We start from the raw sequence: 22828 nt of genomic DNA, 5'->3' as shown, positions 1-22828 counted from the left end.
AAAGTCTTGACAGAAGGCCGGTAAATGGGGTAAAAGAACGTTTTTTGGATTCGTAAGCGATACTAAAAATCATGGGTTGGAGAATCTGATGCCTACAGTTAATCAACTGGTTCGCAGTGGCCGGAAAAAGGTTAAGAGGAAGAGTTCTGCCCCTGCATTAAAAGAGTGCCCGCAGAAGAGGGGGGTATGTGTGCGTGTCTATACTACGACGCCTAAAAAACCGAATTCTGCCTTGCGCAAAGTGGCCAGGGTGCGTTTAACAAATGGAATAGAAGCAACTTCTTATATTCCCGGGGTAGGACATAATTTACAGGAACATTCCGTGGTGCTGATACGCGGCGGACGCGTTAAGGATCTGCCGGGCGTGCGTTATCATATCGTCCGGGGTGCGTTAGATACGCTAGGTGTGCAGGATAGGAAAAAAGGGCGCTCCAAGTATGGCGCTAAGCGGCCCAAGTAATCGGGTGAAATAACAGATAAGAGGTAGGTATGCCCAGAAGGAAAGTAGTTATAAAGCGGGAGATTAATCCGGATCCAAAATATAATAGTGGATTGGTAGCAAAATTTGTTAACCGGATTATGCTACGTGGTAAAAAGAACGTTGCCCAGCATATACTCTATCGGGCTATGGATATTATACGTGATCGGGTGGGTAAGAATCCGGAAGAGGTGTTTAATGCTGCTCTGGAGCATGTAAAACCGGTAATTGAGGTTAAGTCTCGCCGGGTGGGCGGCGCTACGTACCAGGTTCCTGTAGAGGTGCGGCCGAATAGAAGGGTGGCCCTGGCTATCCGCTGGATAATTGGCTATGCAAATTCACGGGCGGAGAAATCCATGGAGGAAAAACTGGCGGCAGAATTAGTCGACGCCTATAATAATCGCGGGTCATCGATAAAGAAAAAAGAAGATACACACAAGATGGCTGAAGCCAATAAGGCCTTTGCCCATTATCGTTGGTAATCAGAGTTAAGACGGAATAATTTCCGGGTTCTTTGATAATAGATCAAAGAGAATAGATTTAGAAGAGGGGAAAAATTGCCACGTCTTGTTTCATTAGAAAAGACACGCAATATCGGCATCATGGCGCACATTGATGCCGGTAAGACTACTACGACAGAACGCATCCTTTATTATACAGGCGTGTCTTATAAGATCGGAGAGGTGCATGACGGCACTGCGGTTATGGACTGGATGGAACAGGAGCAGGAACGTGGCATCACCATTACCTCGGCAGCAACAACCTGCTTATGGGGAGGCCATCGCATAAACCTTATTGATACCCCCGGCCATGTTGACTTTACGGTAGAGGTGGAACGATCGTTGCGGGTATTGGATGGGGCGGTAGCAGTTTTTTGTGCGGTGGGCGGCGTCGAACCACAATCGGAGACGGTGTGGCGTCAGGCGGATCGCTATAAGGTGCCGCGCATTGCCTTTATCAATAAGATGGACCGTTCGGGTGCGGATTTTAAACACTGCCTGGGCATGATGAAAAATCGACTCGGCGCCAATCCTGTGGCTGTTCAGATCCCTCTTGGGTCGGAGGAGGGCTTTAGGGGGGTCATCGATCTTCTGGGGATGAAGGCGGTAATATGGGATGACTCGACGCTGGGGGCGAAATATCACGTAGAAGATATCCCGCCAGGGCTGGAAGAAGAGGTTTTGGCCTATAGGGAACAGTTGCTAGAGGAATTGGCGGATGTAGATGATGGGTTTATGGAGAAATATTTGGGCGGAGAGGCTATCTCCCCGGAAGATATTCGCCTTAGCCTGCGAAAGGCAACCCTATCCTTGAGGGCTGTGCCGATACTATGCGGTTCTGCCTTCAAGAATAAGGGCGTCCAGCTGCTTTTGGACGCCGTTGTTGATTACCTGCCGGCCCCAACGGATGTACTACCGGTCAAGGGCCTGAATGATAAAGGCGCAGAAGAAGATCGGCCAGCAACAGATGATGCGCCTTTTGCCGCGCTGGCCTTCAAGATCATGACCGATCCCTTTATTGGCAACTTGACCTTCCTGCGCGTATATTCCGGTTCACTGACCTCTGGTGGTAGTGTGTACAACGCTACGAAGAGGAAAAAAGAAAGAGTCGGCCGGCTGGTCAAGATGCATGCCAACAAGCGGGAAGAAATTAAGGAAGTTTTTGCCGGGGATATTGCGGCTGTTGTCGGCTTGCGGGATGTTTCTACCGGAGATACCCTTTGTGACGAAGGGTCGCCAATACAGTTGGAGGCCATGGATATCCCTCTACCGGTGATATCGGTGGCCATTGAACCCAAGTCTAAAGCGGATCAGGACAAGCTGGGCCTGTCATTAGCGAAGATCGCCATGGAAGACCCTTCATTTAAGGTTCGAACGGATGAGGAGACCGGGCAGACTATCATCTCCGGGATGGGCGAGTTGCATCTGGAAATTATTGTTGATCGCTTAGTCAGAGAATTCAAGGTTGATGCCAAGGTGGGGCAGCCTCACGTAGCCTATAAAGAGACGATTAAAAGAAAGGCCCGGGCCGAAGGAAAATTTGTTAGACAGAGCGGCGGGCGTGGACAATATGGCCATGTCTGGTTGGATATAGAGCCGCTTGAGCCGGGTAAGGGCATTGAATTTGTAGATGCCATTAAAGGTGGCGTGGTGCCCAGAGAGTATATATCGGCTGTGGAAAAGGGAATAAGGGGAGCGGCAGAGGTCGGCGTATCGGCTGGTTACCCGATGACCGACATTAGAGTAACTCTGATAGATGGTTCATATCATGAGGTTGATTCTTCAGAGATGGCTTTTAGCATCGCTGCTTCCATGGGTTTCAAAGAGGCCGCCAGAAAGGCGGAGCCGGTACTGCTGGAACCTATTATGTCTTTGGATGTGGTTACCCCGGAGGAATTTATCGGTGAAGTAATCGGCGACATTAACGGAAGAAGGGGTAAATTAGTCGGTCTGGAGGCCAGACCGAGCATCCAGATCGCCTCGGCCAGGGTTCCGTTGGAGCAAATGTTTGGTTATGCCACGGATCTGCGTTCAAAAACCCAGGGCCGGGCTACGTTTACCATGCAATTTTCACACTATGCGCCGGTCCCCGTTTCCTTGGGCGAAGAGATTATGCGAAAGGCATCTGCGATGTAGGGTTGATTACGGGGGGATAATTTTTACCTGGCGTTAAATTTAAGGAGGATTTTGAGATGGGGAAGAAGAAATTTGAGCGTAAGAAGCCGCATGTAAACATAGGGACGATAGGGCATATAGATCATGGTAAGACGACGTTAACGAGTGCGATAACGTCGGTGTTATCGAAGGCGGGATTTGCGGAGCATATACCGTTTGATCAGATAGACAAGGCGCCGGAGGAGAGGGAGAGGGGAATAACGATAGCGACGGCGCATGTGGAGTATGAGACGGATAAGCGGCATTATGCGCATGTGGACTGTCCCGGACATGCCGACTATATAAAGAATATGATAACGGGAGCGGCGCAGATGGACGGTGCGATATTGGTAGTGGGTGCGGATGACGGTCCGATGCCGCAGACACGGGAGCATATATTGTTGGCGCGTCAGGTGGGAGTGCCGAGCATGGTGGTATTTTTGAACAAGGTGGACATGGTGGACGATCCTGAGCTGATCGAGTTAGTGGAGCTGGAGTTGAGGGAGCTGTTGTCGAAGTATGAGTTTCCTGGGGATGATATACCGATAGTGCCTGGGAGCGCCTTGAAGGCTTTGGAGTGCAGTTGCGGCAAGAAGGATTGTGTGAATTGTGGGCCGATATGGAAGTTAATGGATGCGGTGGACAGTTATATACCGAATCCGGTGCGGGATATAGACAAGCCATTTTTGATGCCGGTGGAAGATGTCTTCAGCATATCCGGTCGTGGCACGGTGGTGACGGGCCGGGTAGAGCGAGGGATGGTCAAGGTAGGAGAAGAGGTGGAGATAGTAGGGATACGTCCGACGACGAAGACGGTATGTACCGGTGTGGAGATGTTTCGTAAGATATTGGATCAGGGGCAGGCCGGGGACAATATAGGGGTGCTGCTTAGGGGTACGAAGCGTGATGAGGTAGAGCGAGGCCAGGTGGTAGCGAAGCCTGGGAGCATAACGCCGCACACGAAGTTTAAGGCGGAGTCGTACATATTGACGAAGGAAGAGGGAGGGCGGCATACGCCGTTTTTCAACGGGTACAGGCCGCAGTTTTATTTTCGGACGACGGATGTCACCGGGATAGTGAAGCTGCCGGATGGAGTGGAGATGGTGATGCCTGGGGACAATGTATCGATGGAGGTGGATTTAATTACACCGATAGCGATGGAGAAGGAGCTCAGGTTTGCTATTCGAGAGGGTGGACGCACCGTTGGGGCAGGCGTCATCAGCGAAATAATGGAATAAAATAATTTCCTGGCATCAGGATGGGAAAGAAATATGATTCAAAACCATAAAATTCGTATCCGTTTGAAGGGTTATGATCATAACCTGTTGGATCAGTCTACGGCTGAGATTGTGGAAACAGTGAGGCGTGCCGGGGGGAAGGTGGCGGGGCCGATTCCTCTACCTACGGTAATTAACAAGTATTGTGTCTTGCGCTCTCCCCACGTGGATAAAAAGTCCAGAGAGCAGTTCGAAATTCGGACACATAAAAGGCTTCTGGATATTTTGGAGCCGACGCAACAAACCATCGACGCCCTTATGAAACTGGAACTTTCGGCCGGGGTCGATGTCGAGATAAAACTCTAGAAGATTTTTCGTTTAAAATCTGAAGGCTATAGGATGAAGAGATGATCAGGGGAATGCTAGCGCGTAAGCTGGGAACGGCCCGTATTTTTTCGGAAGAGGGACATTCCATTCCGGTAACGGTGGTAGAGGCAGGGCCTTGTACTATTATCCAGAAGAAAACCAGAGAGAAGGATGGCTACAATGCTGTCCAGTTGGGTTTTATGCCTCAGAAGGAAAGTCGTGTGACTAAACCAGAGGCCGGCCATTTTAAAAAAGCAGATAAGGGATGTTACCGTTACTTGCGTGAGTTTTCTATTGATGACGAGGAACTCGAGTCCTATGAATTAGGGCAGGAGGTCACGGTAGAAAACTTTGAGGTTGGCGAAAAAATAGATGTGGCGGGGATTAGTAAGGGGTGCGGTTTTGCCGGCGTTATAAAGCGGCATGGCTTCCATGGGGGCAAGGATACGCATGGCTCCATGTCCCACCGTGTCGTGGGTTCTATTGGGGCCAGTTCTTTCCCGTCGCGCGTCATTAAGGGGAAAAAGATGCCCGGCCACATGGGTAATAGCCGGGTTACAGTGAAAAACCTGACCATTTTAGATGTGCGGCCGGATGAAAATGTGCTGGTGCTCAAGGGGTCTGTGCCAGGAAGCAAAAATGGCCTGCTGTTGATACATAAGTGCCTTTAAGATAAGTATGGCTTATTGAGGGATGTTATAATGCCAGTCCTAGATGTCTATAACATGCAAAAAGAGAAAGTTTCAGAGATTACTCTGAACGATGATGTCTTTAGTGTTCCGGTTCGAGAAGATGTGCTGCATGAGGTTGTGACTATGCAACTGGCCAAGCGCCGTGCAGGTACAGCTTCAACTAAGAGCCGGAGTGAGGTCAGCGGTGGCGGGAGCAAGCCCTGGCGTCAGAAGGGCACGGGACGGGCGCGGAGTGGTAGTAATACCTCGCCTGTGTGGAGACGCGGAGGAGCGGTTTTTGGCCCAACACCGCGTGACTATAGCTATAAGGTGACGCGCAAGGTCAGAAAACTGGCGCTACGTATGGCCTTAAGCGCCAAGTTGAGAGATAGCCAGATGTTGATTGTGGATGATTTTACTTTAGATGAGATCAAGACAAAAAAAATTATCCAGACCATGAATAATCTCGGTGTAAAAAATGTCTTGATTGTAATGAACGAGCGACAGGAAAACCTGGAAAAATCAGCCCGCAATATACCTTATGTAGATGTCTTGCCGTACACGGATATTAATGTGCATGATATCTTGATACATAATAATCTGATTTTGCACAGGGATTGTATCCCAAAGATCGAGGAGTTTCTCTTGTCATGAAGGATATATATCAAATAATAAAAGGCCCATGCCTCACGGAGAAGAGCACCTGGCAGAAAGAAAACGCCAATCAGGTTTGTTTTGTTGTGGACCGGCAGGCCAATAAAATAGAGATAAAAGAGGCCGTCGAGCGTATTTTCAAGGCCAAGGTGGCAGCTGTACGCACCCAGGTTAACCCCGGCAAACAGAGACGGGTTGGCCGTAATATGGGATATAGTTCCGACTGGAAGAAGGCCGTCGTGACTTTAAGGCCTGGAGAACGCATAGAATTTTTCGAAGGCGTTTAGATAGAGTTTTAGTAATGAGGGATGGGTATGCCAATCAAGAGTTATAAACCTACATCACCGGGTAGAAGGACGCAAACTGCTATTGTGGGCGAGGGCCTGTCGGCGGTTGAGGCGGAAAAGAGCCTTCTGGTTCCTATAAATAAGAGCGGCGGCCGCAATAATGTGGGCCGGATGACGGCGCGACATAACGGCGGGGGACATAAGAGAAAATATAGATTGATTGATTTCAAACGTGACAAGCGTGATGTTTCAGCAAGGGTGGCGAGCATTGAGTACGACCCTAACCGTTCGGCGCGCATTGCCCTCCTCCATTACGCAGATGGAGAAAAACGCTACATTTTAGCTCCAGTCGGCCTGGCGGTAGGGGATACGGTGGTGTCCGGTGAAAATGCGGACATTAAGCCAGGCAATGCCCTGCCGATTGGTAAGATGCCTATGGGTACACTGCTGCATAACCTGGAACTACGGCCCGGCAGGGGTGGACAGATTATACGGAGTGCCGGATCCTATGGCCAGCTCATGGCTAAAGAGGGGAAATATAGTCAGATTAAGTTGCCTTCGGGTGAGGTGCGGCAGGTTCATGTGGCCTGCATGGCTACTGTGGGTCAAGTCGGTAATCTGGAACATGAAAGCGTCTCTTTGGGTAAGGCTGGCCGTGCGAGATGGATGGGAAAAAGACCTCATGTGCGCGGTGTGGCTATGAACCCGGTCGACCATCCTATGGGTGGGGGTGAAGGAAAGTCTTCCGGAGGCAGGCATCCCTGTACGCCATGGGGCTATCCTACCAAGGGCTATAAGACCCGCCGGCGAAAGAGCAGTGATAAACTTATAATTAAAAGGCGTTCTTAGGTATTATCAATCTATTAATACGTGGTTCAGGCACGAGTTTGATGGTCATGTAATTTCGAGGGGGGAGCAGGGTGGCAAGATCAGTTAAGAAAGGTCCCTTTGTAGATGGACATTTAATGAAGAAGCTGGATGAGGCCCGTCAATCTCAAGGGAAAAAGGTCATTAAGACTTGGTCACGGCGGTCAACTGTCATACCGGATATGGTCGGTATTACATTTGCAGTGCACAATGGTAAGAAGTTTATACCGGTTTTTGTCTCCGAGAATATGGTAGGCCATAAACTCGGAGAATTTTCGCCCACGCGTACTTTTCATGCCCATTCTGGCGATCGTAAGACCAAGGTTAAGGGAAAGAAGTAGCTTGTAGGGGTTGTTTTTATAGAGTTAACGGACAGATCATATACGCAGCGGGTGATTTTGGACTGGGGAGTGTAAGGAGCTATGGAGTCTAAAGCAATAGCAAAGCATGTGCGCATTTCTGCAATAAAGGCCAGAACGGTGACCAGGCCGGTAAGCGGTAAGAAGGTAAATGAGGCCTTGAATCTCTTGAAGTTTGTACCGAAAAAGGCTGCGCGGCTGGTGAGTAAGGTTATCTATTCGGCCTTGGCGAATGCCGCGCAGAATCCTAAAATAGACGTGGACACACTTTATATTAAGAAGATATTCGTTGATGAAGGCCCCAGGCTAAAACGTTGGCGGCCTAGGTCCATGGGAAAGGCTAATCGCATAATCAAACGTACGAGTCATATAACCGTAGTTCTGGATGAAAATTAGGAGATAAGGCAGGAGGATAACTTGGGGCAGAAGGTAAATCCGATTAGTTTTAGGCTTGGTTATATAAGAACCTGGGATTCACGATGGTTTGCTAAAAAAGATTTTGCAGCCTTTGTTTATGAAGATAGAAAGATTCGGGACTTCATAAAGAAGAAGCTTTATCATGCCGGGATTTCCAAGCTTTTGATCGAGCGGGCCGCCGATAAGTTAAAGGTGAAGATTCATACCGCCCGGCCCAGCATCGTCATTGGTAAAAAGGGCGCTGAGATAGATAAGCTTAAACAGGAGATAGAGAAGCAGATTAAGCGGCCGGTTATTTTAGATATTCACGAAGTGCGGAAACCGGAACTGGATGCTCAACTGGTAGCAGAAAGTGTGGCTTTGCAACTGGAGCGGCGGGTTTCGTTTCGCCGGGCCATGAAAAAGGCGGTTTTTACGTCTCTAAGGCTGGGCGCTAAGGGCGTACGGATAGCTTGCGCCGGTCGGCTCGGCGGCGCAGAGATGGCCAGGCGGGAGTGGTACCGGGAAGGGCGGGTGCCGTTGCATACCCTACGCGCCGATATAGACTATGGTTTTGCTGAAGCCAAGACCACATACGGGATCATCGGGGTCAAAGTGTGGATGTTTAAGGGCGAAGTGTTTCCGGAAGCGGGCACTGCGTAAGAAGACTTAACCTAAGAGGAATAATATGCTTAGTCCCAAAAAAGTTAAATATCGCAAGCAGCAGAAAGGGCGTATGAAGGGGGCAGCCTATAGAGGGAGCGCTCTGGCTTTTGGTGATTATGGGCTCCAGGCGGTAACTTGCGGCCGGCTGACTTCTCAACAGATCGAGGCGGCGCGAATCGCTATCACCCGGCATGTTAAGCGCGGCGGCAAGGTATGGATAAGGATATTTCCTGATAAGCCGGTCACTAAAAAGCCCGCGGAGACACGTATGGGTAAAGGTAAAGGGGCTCCGGAGGGATGGGTGGCCGTGATTAAGCCGGGACGCATTCTCTATGAGATGGAGGGAGTCAGCAAGGCAGTGGCTATGGAAGCCCTAAGACTGGCTGCGTATAAATTGCCTCTGCCTACACAGGTTGTATCAAGGAGTGAATTATCATGAAAGCAAAAGACCTCCGTGCCTTAAGTCCGGATGAACTACAGACGAAGATTAAGGACCTCAGGGAAGAGTTGTTCAGGATTAAATTTCAGCATTCGACCCAGCAATTGGAAAATACGGCCAGGTTTCGTTTATTAAAGTGTGATATTGCCCGGGTTGAGACAGTTATACGTGAAAAATAAAAAGTTTTAGCTTTTGGTTTTGAAGGTGACGAGAAGATGAAAGAAGCTGGACATCGTAAAACACAAATTGGTATCGTAGTCAGCGATAAAATGGACAAGACGATAGTTGTGCAGGTAGAACGGCTGGTTAAACATCCTGTCTATAAAAAATATGTCCGCAGGCGGGCCAGGTATAAGGCTCACGATGAAGCTAATGCCTGTAAAGTGGGCGATAAGGTAATGATTGAGGAATGTCGCCCGTTGAGCCGTGATAAAAGGTGGGGGGTAAGACAGGTTATTGAGCGGGCAGTTTAAGGCTAATTAGCTATATCTCCCGGACTAATAATAGCCCACTTGAGGACAATAAGGGGAATAAGGCAATGATACAGACAGAAACCAGATTGAATGTGGCTGACAACTCAGGAGCAAAACTTGTGGGTTGCATCCGGGTGTTGGGCGGCACACGACGACGATATGCCCGCGTGGGTGACCTAATCATTGTTTCTGTTAAAGAGGCCCTGCCCAATTCTAAGGTAAAAAAGGGGGATGTGATGCGGGCCGTAGTCGTACGGACGACTAAAGAATTAGGACGTCCGGATGGAAGTTATATCCGCTTTGATGATAATTCGGCAGTGCTTATTAATGCCCAGGGGGAGCCTGTCGGCACGCGTATCTTTGGGCCGGTGGCCCGAGAACTACGGGCAAAAAAATTCATGAAGATTATTTCTTTGGCTCCGGAGGTACTTTAGGGATGGATAGCCTAAAGACTTATATAAAGAAGGATGACCGGGTAATGGTCATGGTCGGCAAGGATAAGGGTAAGATAGGCAAGGTATTAAGGATTATCCCCAAGAAATATCGGGCACTGGTAGAGAAGGTTAATGTAGCGAAGAGACATACGCGCCCCGGGCCGCTTTCAAAAGAGGGTGGCATTATAGAGAAAGAGGCCCCGGTACACATATCGAACCTGATGTTGGTTTGTCCAAAATGTACAGACCCCGTACGGGTTGGCTTTAAAACCCTTGAAGACGGGAAGAAGGTGCGTATCTGCCGTAAATGCGGTGAACCTATTGAAAATAATAAAGGATAAAAGCGGTATGATGCTGGAGGCTTTGGCATGGCTTCGATGAAGGAGTTTTATCATAAGGAATGTGTGCCTCTCCTGATGAAGGAGTTTGGTTACAAGAATACTATGCAGCTTCCTAAACTGGTTAAGATTATGCTTAACATGGGCTTGGGGGAGGCTATTCAAAATGCAAAAGCACTGGAATCGGCGACAGAAGAGTTGACTCTAATCGCCGGACAGCGACCGGTGATAACCAAGGCCAGGAAGTCAATAGCTTCTTTTAAGCTGCGCGAGGGAATGTCCATTGGTTGCATGGTGACCTTACGCGGAGACCGCATGTATGATTTTCTCGCAAAGCTGGTGCATGTGGCCCTGCCCCGGGTGCGAGACTTCAGAGGGGTATCTGAAGGGTCTTTTGACGGTAGAGGGAATTACACCTTGGGCATCAAGGAGCAGATTATATTCCCGGAGATCGACTATAATAAGGTTGAAAAAATAAGAGGTCTTAATGTGACCATTGTTACTTCAGCCCAGACTGATGCCGAGGGCAGATATTTATTGAAACTGCTGGGTATGCCATTCAGAAGCTAGATAAGGAGGAATATCTTGGCCAAAAAGTCTTTGATTGAAAAGGCAAAAAGCCCTCAGAAGTTTAGTGCGCGGAGCTACAATCGCTGTCCACTCTGTGGACGACCGAGGGCTTTTATAAGGCGGTTTGGTATCTGCCGTATATGCTTCCGCAATATGGCTGGAAAGGGTGAGATACCCGGGGTAATTAAGTCTAGCTGGTAAGACTTTGGCCGCCGGATAAAAATATAAGAGGTGTCATTAATATGTGCATGACTGATTCCTTGAGTGACCTGCTTACCCGGATAAGAAACGGGGGAAAAGCGCGATTTGAAAAGGTGGACATCCCGTTTTCTAATATGAAGGCTAATGTGGCACGGGTGTTAAAAGAAGAAGGCTTTATCAAAAATTACAAGATCGTTAAGGATAAGGGACATACCGTACTGCGTATCTATCTGAAATATGATGAGAGCAACAAGAGCATCTTTAATTCGCTAAAGAGGATAAGCAAGGCCAGCCGGCGGGTTTATGTCCGGCAGGAAGATATCCCCAAGGTAATGCGCGGCATGGGCATTGCTATTCTTTCCACATCCAAGGGGATTATGACCGGCGAGGAAGCCCGTAAAAATGCCGTTGGCGGAGAGCTGTTGTGCCAGGTATGGTAAAGAGAATTTTTATAATGAGGCGTAACAAGACGAGTGGAGGTTAGAGATGTCGATGTCGCGGATTGGCAAGAAGCCAATTCCTATACCCAAAGATGTCCATGTAGAACTGGCGGATGACATAATTACGGTGCGCGGCCGCAGGGGCAGTCTAAGCAGGCCTATTAATCCGGTTGTAAATATAGCGGTTGAAGATGGACAGATTTTAATAAAGAAAAGAGATGACTCCCCGGCCACAAATGCCTTGGGCGGGTTGACCCGCGCCCTGGTGGCTAATATGGTCACGGGCGTAAGCGCCGGATTTAGTAAAGTTATGGATCTTATAGGGGTGGGATACCGGGTAGAGTTGCAGGGAAATCATCTCGTATTTAATCTGGGTTATTCTCATCCGGTTAATTTTGCCTTGCCCGAGAATATATCGGCCAAGGTTGAGAAACAGACCAGATTAACCCTGGAAGGCATAGATAAAGAGCTTCTGGGTCTGATTTGCGACCGTATCAGGCGGCTAAGGCCGCCGGAGCCTTACAAAGGCAAAGGCATCCGTTATGCGGATGAGGTTATCCGCAAAAAAGCCGGGAAGACCGGCAAGAAGTAACTGAGCGTTTGAAATTTGTATAACTGATGGAAATAGTGGGGCTTTGCTGGCCTGGATTCAAGCCCGAGACAAGGAAAGATGGAATGTTGGAATGGTGTAAAAGAGGCCATTTTTAATCCCATTTTTCCGTTTTCCCATCGTTCCATTACCCCCAATTGTGAGCGGAGCGAATTAAGTTCACCCCGGAAGGTGTTTCTATGGCAGTATGTAACTTAAAACAAGAGATGAGATTAAAGAGAAAAAAGAGGATACGTGCGAAGATCGCCGGTACCAGTGAAAGACCTCGGTTGACCGTGTTCCGCACCGCTAAGCATATATATGCCCAGATTATAAATGATGAGATGGGCATATCACTGGTATCTGCTTCCACGCTCAGCAAGGAGATCCGTGAAAAAAAGGATAAACTTGAAGGGAAAGTGAATGTGGCCCTGGAAGTAGGGAAGTTGATTGCGGCCAAGGCATTAGCCAAGGGTATCAAAAAGGTAGTGTTTGACCGTTGCGGGTTTCTTTATCATGGTAGAGTCAAGGCCCTGTCGAATGGAGCCAGAGAAGGCGGGCTGGATTTTTAAAGGGGAGGGGCATCGTTGTTAGACAAAGAATCGGGATTGGAATCTCAGTTTAAATTAATAGACAAAGTGGTCCATATAAACCGTGTCGCCAAAGTGGTCAAGGGCGGAAGGCGGTTTGGCTTTGCGGCCATTGTTGTGGTTGGCGATGGACAGGGCAGGGTCGGCTACGGTCTCGGCAAGGCTAAGGAAGTGCCGGTGGCTATAAGCAAGGCCGTGGAGAAGGCCAAAAAAAATATGATATTAGTGCCTTTGTTAAACAAGACCATCCCCCATGAGATTACCGGGGAATATGGCGCAGGCCGTGTCGTGCTGATGCCGGCGTCAGAGGGGACCGGGGTCATTGCCGGCGGCGCGGTAAGAGCGGTAGTCGAGGTCGCCGGGATACAAAATATACTGACAAAGTGTTTGGGATCGAATAACCCGCATAATGTGGTTAAGGCTACCTTAAACGGGTTGAGCTTATTGCGTAATCCTGAAAGCGTAGCTAAACGCCGGGGCAAGGCGATTGAAGGAATTACAGCCTAGATAAATTTTTGTGCAGGAAGGGAAGATGGACAAGGCTATTAAAATAACCTTAAAGAAGAGCGCTATCGGGCGGCCCGGGTCTCAGCGTTTGGTGTTACACGGGCTTGGTTTGACCAGAACCGGCAAGACGGTGGTGCGCAAGGACACACCGGAGATTCGAGGAATGATCCGTAAGGTTATCCATTTAGTTGAGGTACAGGAGTAGATGATGACGACTTTACATGAGCTTAAGCCCTCCTCCGGCTCAAAGAGAAAGAGAAAACGTGTCGGGCGTGGAGAGGGTTCCGGCCACGGGAAGACGGCCTGTCGGGGCGCAAAGGGACAGAAAGCGCGATCGGGGGGAGGTGTTTCTCCCGGATTTGAAGGCGGGCAGATGCCTCTTCAGCGGCGCTTGCCCAAACGAGGCTTTAGGAATATTTTCCGAAAAGATTTTACTATCATTAACCTTCGTGACCTGGCCAGGTGCGGGGATATCAGCGTAATCGGCCTGGAAGAGATGAAAAAGGCAGGACTGATAAAAAATCGGGATGCACTGGTAAAGGTATTGGGCATGGGCGAGGTGCAAAGGCCTTTCACTGTTTGCGCCCATAGGATTAGCGAGATCGCCCGTCAGAAGATTGAATCGGCAGGTGGAGCGATTGAGGTTATAGGTTAAGTGCTGGGCGGTTTTCAAAATATAGCGGGAATCGCAGAACTCAGGAAGCGTATATTTTTTACGCTGATGATGCTGGCCGTTTTCCGGATTGGGGCACAGATACCTACTCCGGGTATTAATACCGAGGCGCTGGCTGCCTTTTTTGCGGCAAAGCAGGGGACGCTCTTTGGCCTCTTTGACATGTTCTCCGGTGGAGCGCTGGAAAAGTTTTCAATCTTTGCCCTGGGTATTATGCCCTATATCAGCGCTTCGATTATCTTACAATTGTTAACAGTGGTTATCCCGCATCTGGAAAGGCTTTCCAAAGAGGGAGAGGCCGGCCGGAAAAAGATAACCCAATATACGCGCTACGGGACGGTAGTCTTAAGCATTATACAAGGACTTGGGATCAGCATAGGTCTGGAAAGTATGACCGGGCCGGCCGGTGAGGCCGTGGTGATTTCTCCGGGATGGGGATTTCGGTTAATGGCGGTTATTACGTTGACCTCCGGTACGGCCTTCATTATGTGGTTGGGGGAGAAGATTACAGAGAGGGGTATCGGTAATGGCATATCTCTGATCATATTTGCGGGTATTGTAGCCAGGCTGCCTTCGGCAATTATCAATACCTTCCGCCTTATGGGGACCGGCGCTCTCGGCGCTGTATCTGTACTATTCTTAATTGCTTTGATGGTAGCAGTAGTGGGAGTTATCATATTTATGGAGCGTGGCCAGCGCAGGATCCCGGTGCAATATGCAAAGCGGGTGGTGGGACGGAAAATGTACGGCGGTCAGAGCACGCATTTGCCGTTAAAAATAAATACGGCGGGTGTTATTCCACCTATTTTTGCCTCATCCATAATTATGTTTCCGGCTACTATAGCTAATTTTATCAATATCCCCTGGGTACAAAAAGTGTCTCAACTTCTGTCGCCAGGGAGTATTTCCCATGAGATCCTTTATGTCGGCTTTATTATTTTCTTTTGCTATTTTTACACGGCTGTTGTCTTTAACCCGGTTGATGTGGCCGAGAATATGAAAAAGCACGGAGGATATATACCTGGTATCCGGCCAGGCAAGAAGACGTCTGAATTTATCGACCGCGTGCTTTCCAGAGTAACTCTTATCGGGGCCTTTTATGTGTCGACTGTCTGTGTCCTTCCCTCTATACTTATAGCCCAGTTTAATGTGCCGTTTTATTTCGGGGGGACGGCCTTACTGATTGTGGTAGGCGTGGCTATGGACACCATAGCCCAGATGGAGACGCATATGGTAGCCAGACATTACGAAGGATTTTTGAAATCAGGACGAGTTAAAGGGCGCAGGTAGGAAATTAAAATGCAAGATTCAAAGTGCAAAATTCAAAATGTTGACGGTTTTTGTCCGAAATTTTACATTTTCCATGTTGCATTTTCTATTTTGCAATGAGATTTAGCGCATTTTTAAGAGCGCTAACTTGTTACAATAAATTATATAACGTTGCTGATAAAAGAGAGAGGCCATGAATATTATATTTTTGGGACCACCGGGGGCCGGCAAAGGAACGCAGGCCAAAATGCTGATTGAGAAATATGCTGTTCCGCAGATATCTACCGGCGATATGTTTCGCGCGGCATTGAAAGACAAGACACCACTGGGTATGAAGGCCAAAGAGTATATGGACAAAGGCCAACTGGTGCCTGATAAAATTGTTATTGGATTGGTAGAGGAAAGATTAAAGCGGGATGATTGTAAAAAAGGATATATCCTGGATGGTTTTCCCCGCACAGTGGCGCAGGCTGAGGCCCTGGACAAGGCTCTGGCCGGGATGGGGTCCAAGATTGACAATGTTGTTAGTATAGAGGTAGATAACAAGGAACTTGTAAAGAGACTGACCGGGCGACGCACCTGTCGCAAGTGCGGAGCTATGTATCATGCTATTTTTAAACCTTCGCTTAACAAAGACGTGTGTGATAAGTGCGGGGGCGAACTCTATCAGCGGGACGATGATACCGAGAGCACGGTAATGTCCAGGCTGGAGGTCTATGACGCCCAGACAAAGCCCCTTATTAATTATTACCAGAAAAAGGGCATATTAAAATCTATCCCAGGGATAGGCAGTATCGACGATATCTTTAATAAGATAGTGAGCATATTGGGCAGTTGAATTGATCTCAAGGAAATCCCGACAAAAGATAATCTTAAAGTCTCCATGGGAAAATGAAAAAATGAGGATAAGCAGCGTTATCGTTGCCGAAGTCCTGGAGGCCTTGCGGGAGAAGATAAGACCTGGAATCGCCACCATAGAATTGGATGAGTCGGCCAGGCAGATGGTGTGTGCCAGGAAGGCAGAGCCTGCCTTCCTGGGATATAGAGGTTATCCCTTTAGCCTCTGCGTCTCGGTAAATAATGAAGTAGTTCACGGGCTACCCGCTGCGACACGCATACTTAAAGAAGGAGATATCGTAAGCTTAGACTTTGGCGCGGTTTACGATGGTTATTACGGCGACGCGGCTATAACTGTTCCAGTGGGTAAGGTCTCAGCCGAGGCCGAGTCGCTGATCAGGACTACGGAAGAGGCCCTTTACCTGGGGATACAGGAAGCCAAGGTCACAAACCGGCTGTATGATATTTCCCATGCTATCCAGAAACATGCGGAAAGCAGAGGGTTCTCGGTGGTCAGGCAATTTGTTGGGCATGGCATCGGAACCGCTCTCCATGAGCCGCCGGAAGTGCCTAATTATGGCCAGCCCGGGCAGGGGATAAGGCTTCAAACGGGAATGGTCCTGGCGATTGAACCAATGATTAATGCGGGCAGTTATGAAGTGACTATTTTGAGCGATGGGTGGACGGCAGTGACCAAAGATGGGAGTTTGTCTGCTCATTTTGAGCATTGTGTGGCTATTACTGAAGATGGCCCCCGTATTTTGAGCCGGCTTGATAGATTAAATTAGGGGATATTTTATTATGCCTAAAGAAGAGGCCATTGAAGTAGAAGGGAAGGTTGTGGAAACACTGCCCAATGCTATGTTCCGGGTTGAGCTGGAAAACGGTCACAGGATACTGGCGCATATATCAGGAAAAATGAGGATGCATTTTATCAAGATATTGCCGGGAGACAAGGTGCGGGTAGAGCTGTCGCCGTATGATTTGACCCGGGGCCGTATTATTTATAGGGGAAGGTAAGATAATTATGAAGGTTAACCCATCTGTTAAGAAAATCTGTAGTAAGTGCGTAATCATTCGAAGGCGGGGTGTAGTTCGGGTGATTTGTGAGAATCCAAAGCATAAACAAAAACAGGGATAGCCTGTTTAAAGGAGGCATCGATTGGCTAGGATTTCAGGAGTTGATTTACCGGGCGGGAAGCGACTGGAGATCGCCTTAACCTATATGTACGGCATCGGCCGTAAGACGGCCCAGGATATCCTGACTAAAGCAGGTATTGACTGGAACAAGAAGAGCGATAATTTAACTGACGACGATATTAACAAGATCAGAAAGATTATCGATGCGGATTATAAAGTAGAAGGCGACCTACGCCGTGATATCTCTATGGACATAAAGAGATTGATGGATCTGGGTTGTTACCGTGGATTGCGGCATAGAAAGTCTTTGCCGCTTAGAGGGCAACGGACGCGTACGAATGCCCGTACCCGAAAAGGGCCGAGGCGATCTATGCTCAGCCGCAAGAAGGGATAGATTTTATAAGGAGGGAGAATGGCTCAAGTAAAGAGGTCGGGACGAAAGAAGAAGGAAAAAAAGGATATCCCTGAAGGTATCGCTCATATCCAATCAACTTTTAATAATACTATCATCACCATTACGGACAAAATCGGCAATGTGGTGTCGTGGTCCAGCGCCGGGTGCCAGGGGTTTAAGGGCTCTCGCAAGGGGACTCCTTTCGCTGCACAGACGGCGGCCAGTGATGCGGCTAAAAAGGCTATGGAATACGGGATGCGGCACATCGAGGTCTATGTCAAAGGGCCGGGGGCCGGCCGTGAGGCGGCTTTGCGGGCACTGCAGGTGGCAGGTTTTAACATCAGCTTTATTCGTGACGTTACCCCCATTCCTCATAATGGATGCCGTCCTCCCAAGAGAAGAAGGGTGTAAAACTGCGCATGCCCGGTTTGAAAAAAATATAAGGAATATAGAGGAGGTCTTAACTTGGGTAAATACACAGGTCCTGCCTGTCGTTTGTGTCGGCGGGAAGGTTCAAAACTTTTTTTGAAAGGTGACCGGTGCTATTCGGATAAATGTGCCTTCGAACGACGTAGTTATGTCCCCGGGCAACATGGGCAGGCCAGGGTAAAGGTTTCCAATTATGGTCTGCAATTACGTGAGAAGCAGAAAGTCAAAAGGATGTATGGCCTGTTGGAAAGACAGTTCCGTACATGTTTTGAGAAGGCCGACTGGCAGAAAGGCGTGACCGGTACGAATCTGCTGGTTTTATTGGAGCGCCGTTTAGATAATGCAGTTTATCGGTTAGGGTTTGCCAGCGCGCGCAGACAGGCCCGACACCTGGTAAGACACGATCATTTTCTGGTTAACGGTAAAAAAGTTAACATTCCTTCTTATCTGGTGAAGGTAGGGGATGTTATAGAGATTAAAGAAAAAAGCCGGTCTGTTTTGGTCATAAATGAGGCCATTGAGGCCGTAGTAAGGCGGGGCGTTCCTCAATGGCTGGAATTGGATAAAGATAACTTCAGGGGCACGGTTAAGGCCTATCCGGTGCGTGAAGACCTGACCATGCCTATGCAAGAACAGCTTATTGTAGAATTATACTCGAAGTAAAAAAGGAAGTGGCGGATATGCCTAAAGAATTTACCAACTTGTCTGTACGAAACTGGCGGGAGTTGATAAAACCCAAGAAGGTGGAAATCGCGACAGACACTCATACCAATGCCTACGGTAAGTTTGTCTGCGAACCGTTGGAACGCGGGTTTGGCATTACCCTGGGCAATGCCTTACGCCGGGTTTTGATCTCCTCGCTGCAGGGCGCAGCCATAGTTTCCATTAAGATAGACGGTGTTTCTCATGAATTCTCAACCATTCCAGGCGTAATGGAGGATGTCGCGGACATCATCCTGAACTTGAAAAATATTCGCTTCAAACTCCATGCTGATACGCCTAAGACTGTTCGTATCGAGGCAAAAAAGAAAGGCGTAGTCACGGCAGGTGATATTATCACCGATGGCACGGCAGAGGTCTTAACCCCTGATGTACCGATAGCCACTCTAACCGGCGGTGGCGCTCTGCGTATGGAGATGGTAGTTAAATGGGGTAAGGGTTATGTGCCGGCGGAGAAGAATAAAGAAGAGGGGCAGGCCATCGGGGTCATACCTATAGATGCCATATTTACACCCATAAGGAAGGTCAATTACGTAGTAACTCATGCCAGAGTCGGACAGATCACCGACTATGATAAATTGAACCTGGAAGTCTGGACAGATGGGAGTGTCATCCCCGAGGATGCGGTGGCTTATGCGGCAAAGATATTAAAGGAGCAGTTTTCCGCGTTTATCAATTTTGCGGAAGAGCCGGAAGTTGAGCCGAGGGAGGAGCTTAAAGAGGAGAAGACCGCTATCAACGAAAATATTTACCGTAGCGTAGATGAATTAGAATTATCGGTTCGCTCCGCTAATTGTTTAAAGAATGCGGATATCCACCTGATAGGGGATTTGATACAAAAGACCGAGGCAGAAATGCTCAAGACAAAGAATTTTGGCCGCAAGTCTCTTAACGAGATCAAAGAGATATTGACTGAGATGGGTTTGTACCTGGGAACGAAATTAGAAAATTGGCCCCCTCCGCCATCTGAGATTGAAAAGAGAAGAGGAGAACAGGGATAATGCGACACAGGAAGGCAGGAATAAGGTTAAGCCGCACTACGGCCCATCGTGAGGCCATGTTACGGAATATGGTCACCTCTTTGTTTATGCATGAAAAGATAAAGACCACCGATGCTAAGGCTAAAGTGCTAAGGTGCGTGGCCGAGAAGATGATTACTCTGGCTAAGCGCGGGGATATTCATGCCAGGAGGCAGGCCCTGGCAGTCATCCGTGATAATGGGATTGTAAAAAAACTCTTTGAGGACTTGCGCAAACATTTTGTTGACCGGCCGGGCGGATATACGCGCATAACAAAGATAGGCATGAGACATGGAGACGCAGCTCCGATATCTTTTATAGAGCTGGTTACAGGCGCTGCTGAGGGAGAGAAGTCCCGGGGCAAGAAGGGTAAGGGAAAGACCACGACCAGGAAACGAGTCGCTTCCACCAAGACCAAATCTGTAAAACCGGAAAAAACTGAAAAGAAAAAGATTGTAAAGAAGAAGGAGACTGCGGAAGAAGTGAAGGCCGAAACTTCTGAATAGTAATTAATGCTCATCCGGCCCTAGGCCGACCGTAGGCCGGAAACTACCGTTTCCGGTCGTGCCATAGGCAGATTCGCCGAGGCGAACTTCACGCTTTCAGCCATCAGCTCTCAGCAAAAAATCAAGACAAACAGCATCTTAAGCTGAACGCTGATAGCTGACTGCTGACCGCTCCAGTCAGCATTAGCAAGGCGTTATAGCAACCAATTTAACAGGCTGTACCCCCCCCGGGTACAGCCTGTTTTTTTTGATAACAGCATGTTAAGAAAGGGATGTACCCGCCGGATTGGGGTGCGACACCGGTGGAGATTCCAATCGACGTCGGTGGAGAATGAAGGACGACAAAGACGGTGGGCAATGCCCACCCTACGGGACTGTTGCGTTTTTTAGCAGATTTCTATACGATACTTGTCATATTCAGCTCAGACAAAAAAAGTCGAGTCGATATAATATATAAGTTAGCCGTCCTCTATCACGGTAATGCAAATCAATTCGTATAGAAGTAAGGATCAGCAGAATGTATAAATCGAAGATTTTTCTTGTTGGCGATGAAAAAGATCGCCTGATTGCTCTTGAAGAAGCCGAATATATCACGGAGGATATGCTTCAGGGATTACTAGAGAAATATCCCGATCTCTTACCGGGAGATCAGATTGTTCCAGAAAATCCACGACGATGGATACTGGTTGCTCGTGAAATGGGAATCCCTGGAGATGAGAGTGAAGTCGGGCGATGGAGTCTTGATCATCTGTTTCTTGATCAAGATGGCATCCCAACATTTGTGGAGTGTAAACGGTCATCGGATACACGGATTCGTCGTGAAGTCGTGGCGCAAATGTTAGATTATGCGGCAAATGGGATTGAGTATTGGAGTATGGAACGCATCCGACAAGCCGCGACAGAAACCGCCCAGGCTCAAGGCGTGGTGTTAGACGAAAAAATTCTCGAGTTACTCGGCAATGACCGGGCAGATACAGATATTGAGCACTATTGGAAAACCGTCGAAACAAATCTCCGGGAACATAAAGTCCGCCTAATTTTTGTTGCCGATAGTACGCCCAAAGAACTCCGGCGACTCATCGAATTTCTGAATGAGGAAATGATGCATGTCGAAGTCCTGGCGGTGGAGATTAAACAATTTCAGCGGGAAGATACACACGGTCAAAAAGCCTTGGTTCCCCGAGTGATTGGACTGACAGAAAGTGCACGAAGTACCAAAGACATCTCTTCTTCACGAACACAGCATACCACACAAGAAGCATTTTTAGAAGCCTGTCCTCCTGACATACGAGAGTTTTTTCAGAACGTCCTTGATACCGCTCAACAACAAGACTTCACGGTATATTGGGGGATCATCGGATTTTCAATTCGAACCTATTCCCCAAAACGGAATAAAGTGGCAAGTTTTGTGTATGGATATCCTCCAAATAAATTTCAAGTCTATCTTCATCCTGATTGGATAGACGACGAAAAAGCTGGAGCACTTCGTGAGGCATTACGAAAGTTCCAGGTCTTTGAAGAAGGTGGAAATTACACCTTGACAACCTTTGTGACGCAAGACAATATGACCCAATTGCAGACGATTTATCAGTTTATTGTCGAGCAAGTGAAAGAACATATTCAAGGCTATCAGAAAGATAGACCGTAGAATTTTGGCAAGAACGGCCCAGCCGAGCTGTGCTCTCGCGGAATAAAATTGTTCCCTCGCGCGCTGATTCGCGCTCGGGAACAATCCGCTCGAGCAGACAGCCCTACGGGGTGCTCCTCATCCGGCCTGTTGGCGTACCCATGGCATTCAAAACAAATCTTGCCTTATCCAGCAATTGGTGGTACGTTTAAAAATACAAAAGGAGGTACGTCATGGGTAATCTATTAAACATCATTCCAGTTAGCGATTTGAGGCAAGATGCCGCCAAGATTCTGAAACAATTACGAAACAAAAAAGAGCCGTTAGTCATTACGCAGCGGGGGCGGGCAGCTGCGGTAATAATCAGTGTCGATGCGTATGAGAAATCTGAAAATGAAAAAGAGATTCTGCGCCTTTTAGCCAAGGGAGATAGGGAAATAGAAATAGGTGAAGGATACGATCTGGACACTGTACTTGCTGAAGCTGATTCACTCTTAACCAAGGAACCCTCGTGAAGGTCCGCTTTACCCCTTCTGCCCGGACACAATTTCTTTCTGCCCTCTCATATATTCGGCGTGATAAACCTTCAGCTGCGACCAGTTTTCGAGATAGGACCGAAAGAATCTTGCGAAGGCTTGAGGATTTTCCCGAATCCGGAAGAATTATACCGGAGTTTCCAGAACTTCCATACCGGGAGGTGATTATTTCGCCATATCGATTTTTTTATAAAATCAAAGCCGACACTGTTTGGATTGTTGCAGTGTGGCATGGCGCGCAGCTTCCAAAGGAACCAACGAGTTGAACGCCAACCAGACGCCGGGAAGCATCGGCGCTTTAATCCAATACCCCGGCGGCGCTGGTGAGCTTTCGCGGGGATGACCGTCGAAGAGCGTAACAGTTTAGTGGTAACAGTTTAGTCCCTATTTTAAGTTATCTTTTCGGTGGAGGAAAGTATCAACTTGAATTGTCATACAGGGCAGCCTGAGCTATTTTTGTATCGGATGTGAAGAGTATTTGC

37 protein-coding genes are annotated in these 22828 nt (G+C 48.3%); all 37 read left to right on the top strand.

Annotation, left to right across the window (positions count from 1 at the left end):
* Window positions 1-88: 88 nt before the first annotated feature.
* Window positions 89-460, top strand: a complete 372-nt coding sequence (rpsL, locus tag PHT49_06860) for a 30S ribosomal protein S12 (protein ID MDD5451603.1) — start codon at window positions 89-91, stop codon at window positions 458-460.
* A 29-nt stretch (window positions 461-489) separates the two neighbouring features.
* Window positions 490-960 (top strand): 30S ribosomal protein S7, encoded by a 471-nt coding sequence (gene rpsG, locus PHT49_06855; protein ID MDD5451602.1) that lies wholly within the window; start codon window positions 490-492, stop codon window positions 958-960.
* A 75-nt stretch (window positions 961-1035) separates the two neighbouring features.
* Window positions 1036-3114: an elongation factor G gene (fusA, locus tag PHT49_06850; protein ID MDD5451601.1), complete on the top strand. Its 2079-nt coding sequence runs from the start codon at window positions 1036-1038 to the stop codon at window positions 3112-3114.
* A gap of 56 nt (window positions 3115-3170) precedes the next feature.
* Complete coding sequence (tuf, locus tag PHT49_06845) at window positions 3171-4370, top strand: elongation factor Tu (GenBank protein ID MDD5451600.1); 1200 nt, start codon at window positions 3171-3173, stop codon at window positions 4368-4370.
* A 33-nt stretch (window positions 4371-4403) separates the two neighbouring features.
* Window positions 4404-4715 carry a 30S ribosomal protein S10 gene (gene rpsJ, locus PHT49_06840; GenBank protein ID MDD5451599.1) on the top strand — a complete coding sequence of 104 codons (312 nt, stop codon included), beginning with the start codon at window positions 4404-4406 and terminating at the stop codon, window positions 4713-4715.
* Window positions 4716-4756: 41 nt separating this feature from the next.
* Entirely contained in the window at window positions 4757-5386 is a 630-nt protein-coding gene (gene rplC, locus PHT49_06835) for a 50S ribosomal protein L3 (protein ID MDD5451598.1), read from the top strand.
* A 30-nt stretch (window positions 5387-5416) separates the two neighbouring features.
* A complete protein-coding gene (gene rplD / locus PHT49_06830; protein ID MDD5451597.1) occupies window positions 5417-6040 on the top strand; it encodes a 50S ribosomal protein L4 in 624 nt (207 codons plus the stop codon).
* Window positions 6037-6327 (top strand): 50S ribosomal protein L23, encoded by a 291-nt coding sequence (locus tag PHT49_06825; GenBank protein ID MDD5451596.1) that lies wholly within the window; start codon window positions 6037-6039, stop codon window positions 6325-6327. The genes rplD and PHT49_06825 overlap by 4 nt, the downstream gene beginning before the upstream one ends.
* A 27-nt stretch (window positions 6328-6354) precedes the next feature.
* A complete protein-coding gene (rplB, locus tag PHT49_06820; protein MDD5451595.1) occupies window positions 6355-7176 on the top strand; it encodes a 50S ribosomal protein L2 in 822 nt (273 codons plus the stop codon).
* 71 nt (window positions 7177-7247) lie between these two features.
* Window positions 7248-7535: a 30S ribosomal protein S19 gene (gene rpsS, locus PHT49_06815; protein ID MDD5451594.1), complete on the top strand. Its 288-nt coding sequence runs from the start codon at window positions 7248-7250 to the stop codon at window positions 7533-7535.
* 81 nt (window positions 7536-7616) lie between these two features.
* The gene (gene rplV, locus PHT49_06810) at window positions 7617-7949 is read left to right on the top strand and encodes a 50S ribosomal protein L22 (GenBank protein ID MDD5451593.1); all 333 of its coding nucleotides are present in this window, start codon (window positions 7617-7619) and stop codon (window positions 7947-7949) included.
* 21 nt (window positions 7950-7970) lie between these two features.
* The gene (gene rpsC / locus PHT49_06805) at window positions 7971-8612 is read left to right on the top strand and encodes a 30S ribosomal protein S3 (GenBank protein MDD5451592.1); all 642 of its coding nucleotides are present in this window, start codon (window positions 7971-7973) and stop codon (window positions 8610-8612) included.
* Between the two features lie 25 nt (window positions 8613-8637).
* Window positions 8638-9054, top strand: coding sequence for a 50S ribosomal protein L16 (gene rplP, locus PHT49_06800; protein MDD5451591.1), 417 nt, complete (start codon window positions 8638-8640; stop codon window positions 9052-9054).
* Window positions 9051-9233: a 50S ribosomal protein L29 gene (rpmC, locus tag PHT49_06795; protein ID MDD5451590.1), complete on the top strand. Its 183-nt coding sequence runs from the start codon at window positions 9051-9053 to the stop codon at window positions 9231-9233. The genes rplP and rpmC overlap by 4 nt, the downstream gene beginning before the upstream one ends.
* 36 nt (window positions 9234-9269) lie before the next feature.
* Window positions 9270-9527, top strand: a complete 258-nt coding sequence (rpsQ, locus tag PHT49_06790; protein ID MDD5451589.1) for a 30S ribosomal protein S17 — start codon at window positions 9270-9272, stop codon at window positions 9525-9527.
* A 65-nt stretch (window positions 9528-9592) separates the two neighbouring features.
* Entirely contained in the window at window positions 9593-9961 is a 369-nt protein-coding gene (gene rplN, locus PHT49_06785; protein ID MDD5451588.1) for a 50S ribosomal protein L14, read from the top strand.
* Between the two features lie 2 nt (window positions 9962-9963).
* Entirely contained in the window at window positions 9964-10302 is a 339-nt protein-coding gene (gene rplX / locus PHT49_06780) for a 50S ribosomal protein L24 (protein MDD5451587.1), read from the top strand.
* 27 nt (window positions 10303-10329) lie between these two features.
* Window positions 10330-10869 (top strand): 50S ribosomal protein L5, encoded by a 540-nt coding sequence (gene rplE, locus PHT49_06775; GenBank protein ID MDD5451586.1) that lies wholly within the window; start codon window positions 10330-10332, stop codon window positions 10867-10869.
* A gap of 15 nt (window positions 10870-10884) precedes the next feature.
* Complete coding sequence (locus PHT49_06770) at window positions 10885-11070, top strand: type Z 30S ribosomal protein S14 (protein MDD5451585.1); 186 nt, start codon at window positions 10885-10887, stop codon at window positions 11068-11070.
* A gap of 47 nt (window positions 11071-11117) precedes the next feature.
* Window positions 11118-11510: a 30S ribosomal protein S8 gene (rpsH, locus tag PHT49_06765; GenBank protein ID MDD5451584.1), complete on the top strand. Its 393-nt coding sequence runs from the start codon at window positions 11118-11120 to the stop codon at window positions 11508-11510.
* Window positions 11511-11562: 52 nt separating this feature from the next.
* The gene (gene rplF / locus PHT49_06760) at window positions 11563-12102 is read left to right on the top strand and encodes a 50S ribosomal protein L6 (protein MDD5451583.1); all 540 of its coding nucleotides are present in this window, start codon (window positions 11563-11565) and stop codon (window positions 12100-12102) included.
* A gap of 197 nt (window positions 12103-12299) precedes the next feature.
* The gene (gene rplR, locus PHT49_06755) at window positions 12300-12671 is read left to right on the top strand and encodes a 50S ribosomal protein L18 (protein ID MDD5451582.1); all 372 of its coding nucleotides are present in this window, start codon (window positions 12300-12302) and stop codon (window positions 12669-12671) included.
* A gap of 36 nt (window positions 12672-12707) precedes the next feature.
* On the top strand, window positions 12708-13196 hold the full coding sequence (rpsE, locus tag PHT49_06750) for a 30S ribosomal protein S5 (GenBank protein ID MDD5451581.1): 489 nt from the start codon (window positions 12708-12710) through the stop codon (window positions 13194-13196).
* Window positions 13197-13221: 25 nt separating this feature from the next.
* Window positions 13222-13401: a 50S ribosomal protein L30 gene (rpmD, locus tag PHT49_06745; protein ID MDD5451580.1), complete on the top strand. Its 180-nt coding sequence runs from the start codon at window positions 13222-13224 to the stop codon at window positions 13399-13401.
* Between the two features lie 3 nt (window positions 13402-13404).
* Window positions 13405-13851: a 50S ribosomal protein L15 gene (gene rplO, locus PHT49_06740; protein MDD5451579.1), complete on the top strand. Its 447-nt coding sequence runs from the start codon at window positions 13405-13407 to the stop codon at window positions 13849-13851.
* 3 nt (window positions 13852-13854) lie between these two features.
* The gene (secY, locus tag PHT49_06735) at window positions 13855-15159 is read left to right on the top strand and encodes a preprotein translocase subunit SecY (protein MDD5451578.1); all 1305 of its coding nucleotides are present in this window, start codon (window positions 13855-13857) and stop codon (window positions 15157-15159) included.
* A 172-nt stretch (window positions 15160-15331) separates the two neighbouring features.
* Window positions 15332-15976 (top strand): adenylate kinase, encoded by a 645-nt coding sequence (locus PHT49_06730; protein ID MDD5451577.1) that lies wholly within the window; start codon window positions 15332-15334, stop codon window positions 15974-15976.
* Between the two features lie 28 nt (window positions 15977-16004).
* The gene (map, locus tag PHT49_06725; GenBank protein ID MDD5451576.1) at window positions 16005-16763 is read left to right on the top strand and encodes a type I methionyl aminopeptidase; all 759 of its coding nucleotides are present in this window, start codon (window positions 16005-16007) and stop codon (window positions 16761-16763) included.
* 13 nt (window positions 16764-16776) lie between these two features.
* Complete coding sequence (infA, locus tag PHT49_06720) at window positions 16777-16995, top strand: translation initiation factor IF-1 (GenBank protein ID MDD5451575.1); 219 nt, start codon at window positions 16777-16779, stop codon at window positions 16993-16995.
* A gap of 7 nt (window positions 16996-17002) precedes the next feature.
* Window positions 17003-17116, top strand: coding sequence for a 50S ribosomal protein L36 (gene rpmJ / locus PHT49_06715; GenBank protein MDD5451574.1), 114 nt, complete (start codon window positions 17003-17005; stop codon window positions 17114-17116).
* 21 nt (window positions 17117-17137) lie between these two features.
* On the top strand, window positions 17138-17509 hold the full coding sequence (gene rpsM, locus PHT49_06710; GenBank protein MDD5451573.1) for a 30S ribosomal protein S13: 372 nt from the start codon (window positions 17138-17140) through the stop codon (window positions 17507-17509).
* A gap of 18 nt (window positions 17510-17527) precedes the next feature.
* Window positions 17528-17920, top strand: a complete 393-nt coding sequence (gene rpsK, locus PHT49_06705) for a 30S ribosomal protein S11 (protein MDD5451572.1) — start codon at window positions 17528-17530, stop codon at window positions 17918-17920.
* Window positions 17921-17974: 54 nt separating this feature from the next.
* Window positions 17975-18601 carry a 30S ribosomal protein S4 gene (gene rpsD / locus PHT49_06700; GenBank protein ID MDD5451571.1) on the top strand — a complete coding sequence of 209 codons (627 nt, stop codon included), beginning with the start codon at window positions 17975-17977 and terminating at the stop codon, window positions 18599-18601.
* A gap of 17 nt (window positions 18602-18618) precedes the next feature.
* Window positions 18619-19659 (top strand): DNA-directed RNA polymerase subunit alpha, encoded by a 1041-nt coding sequence (locus PHT49_06695; protein ID MDD5451570.1) that lies wholly within the window; start codon window positions 18619-18621, stop codon window positions 19657-19659.
* On the top strand, window positions 19659-20183 hold the full coding sequence (gene rplQ / locus PHT49_06690; GenBank protein ID MDD5451569.1) for a 50S ribosomal protein L17: 525 nt from the start codon (window positions 19659-19661) through the stop codon (window positions 20181-20183). Before PHT49_06695 ends, rplQ begins: the two co-directional genes overlap by 1 nt.
* Window positions 20184-20700: 517 nt before the next feature.
* Window positions 20701-21831, top strand: a complete 1131-nt coding sequence (locus PHT49_06685; GenBank protein MDD5451568.1) for a hypothetical protein — start codon at window positions 20701-20703, stop codon at window positions 21829-21831.
* Between the two features lie 212 nt (window positions 21832-22043).
* Window positions 22044-22325 carry a type II toxin-antitoxin system Phd/YefM family antitoxin gene (locus tag PHT49_06680; GenBank protein ID MDD5451567.1) on the top strand — a complete coding sequence of 94 codons (282 nt, stop codon included), beginning with the start codon at window positions 22044-22046 and terminating at the stop codon, window positions 22323-22325.
* The last annotated feature ends 503 nt before the right edge of the window (window positions 22326-22828 follow it).

It is taken from the genome of Desulfovibrionales bacterium (assembly GCA_028715605.1).
Classification (GTDB): Bacteria; Desulfobacterota; QYQD01; order QYQD01; family QYQD01; genus QYQD01.
This window is presented reverse-complemented; position numbering and strand designations above follow the sequence as displayed.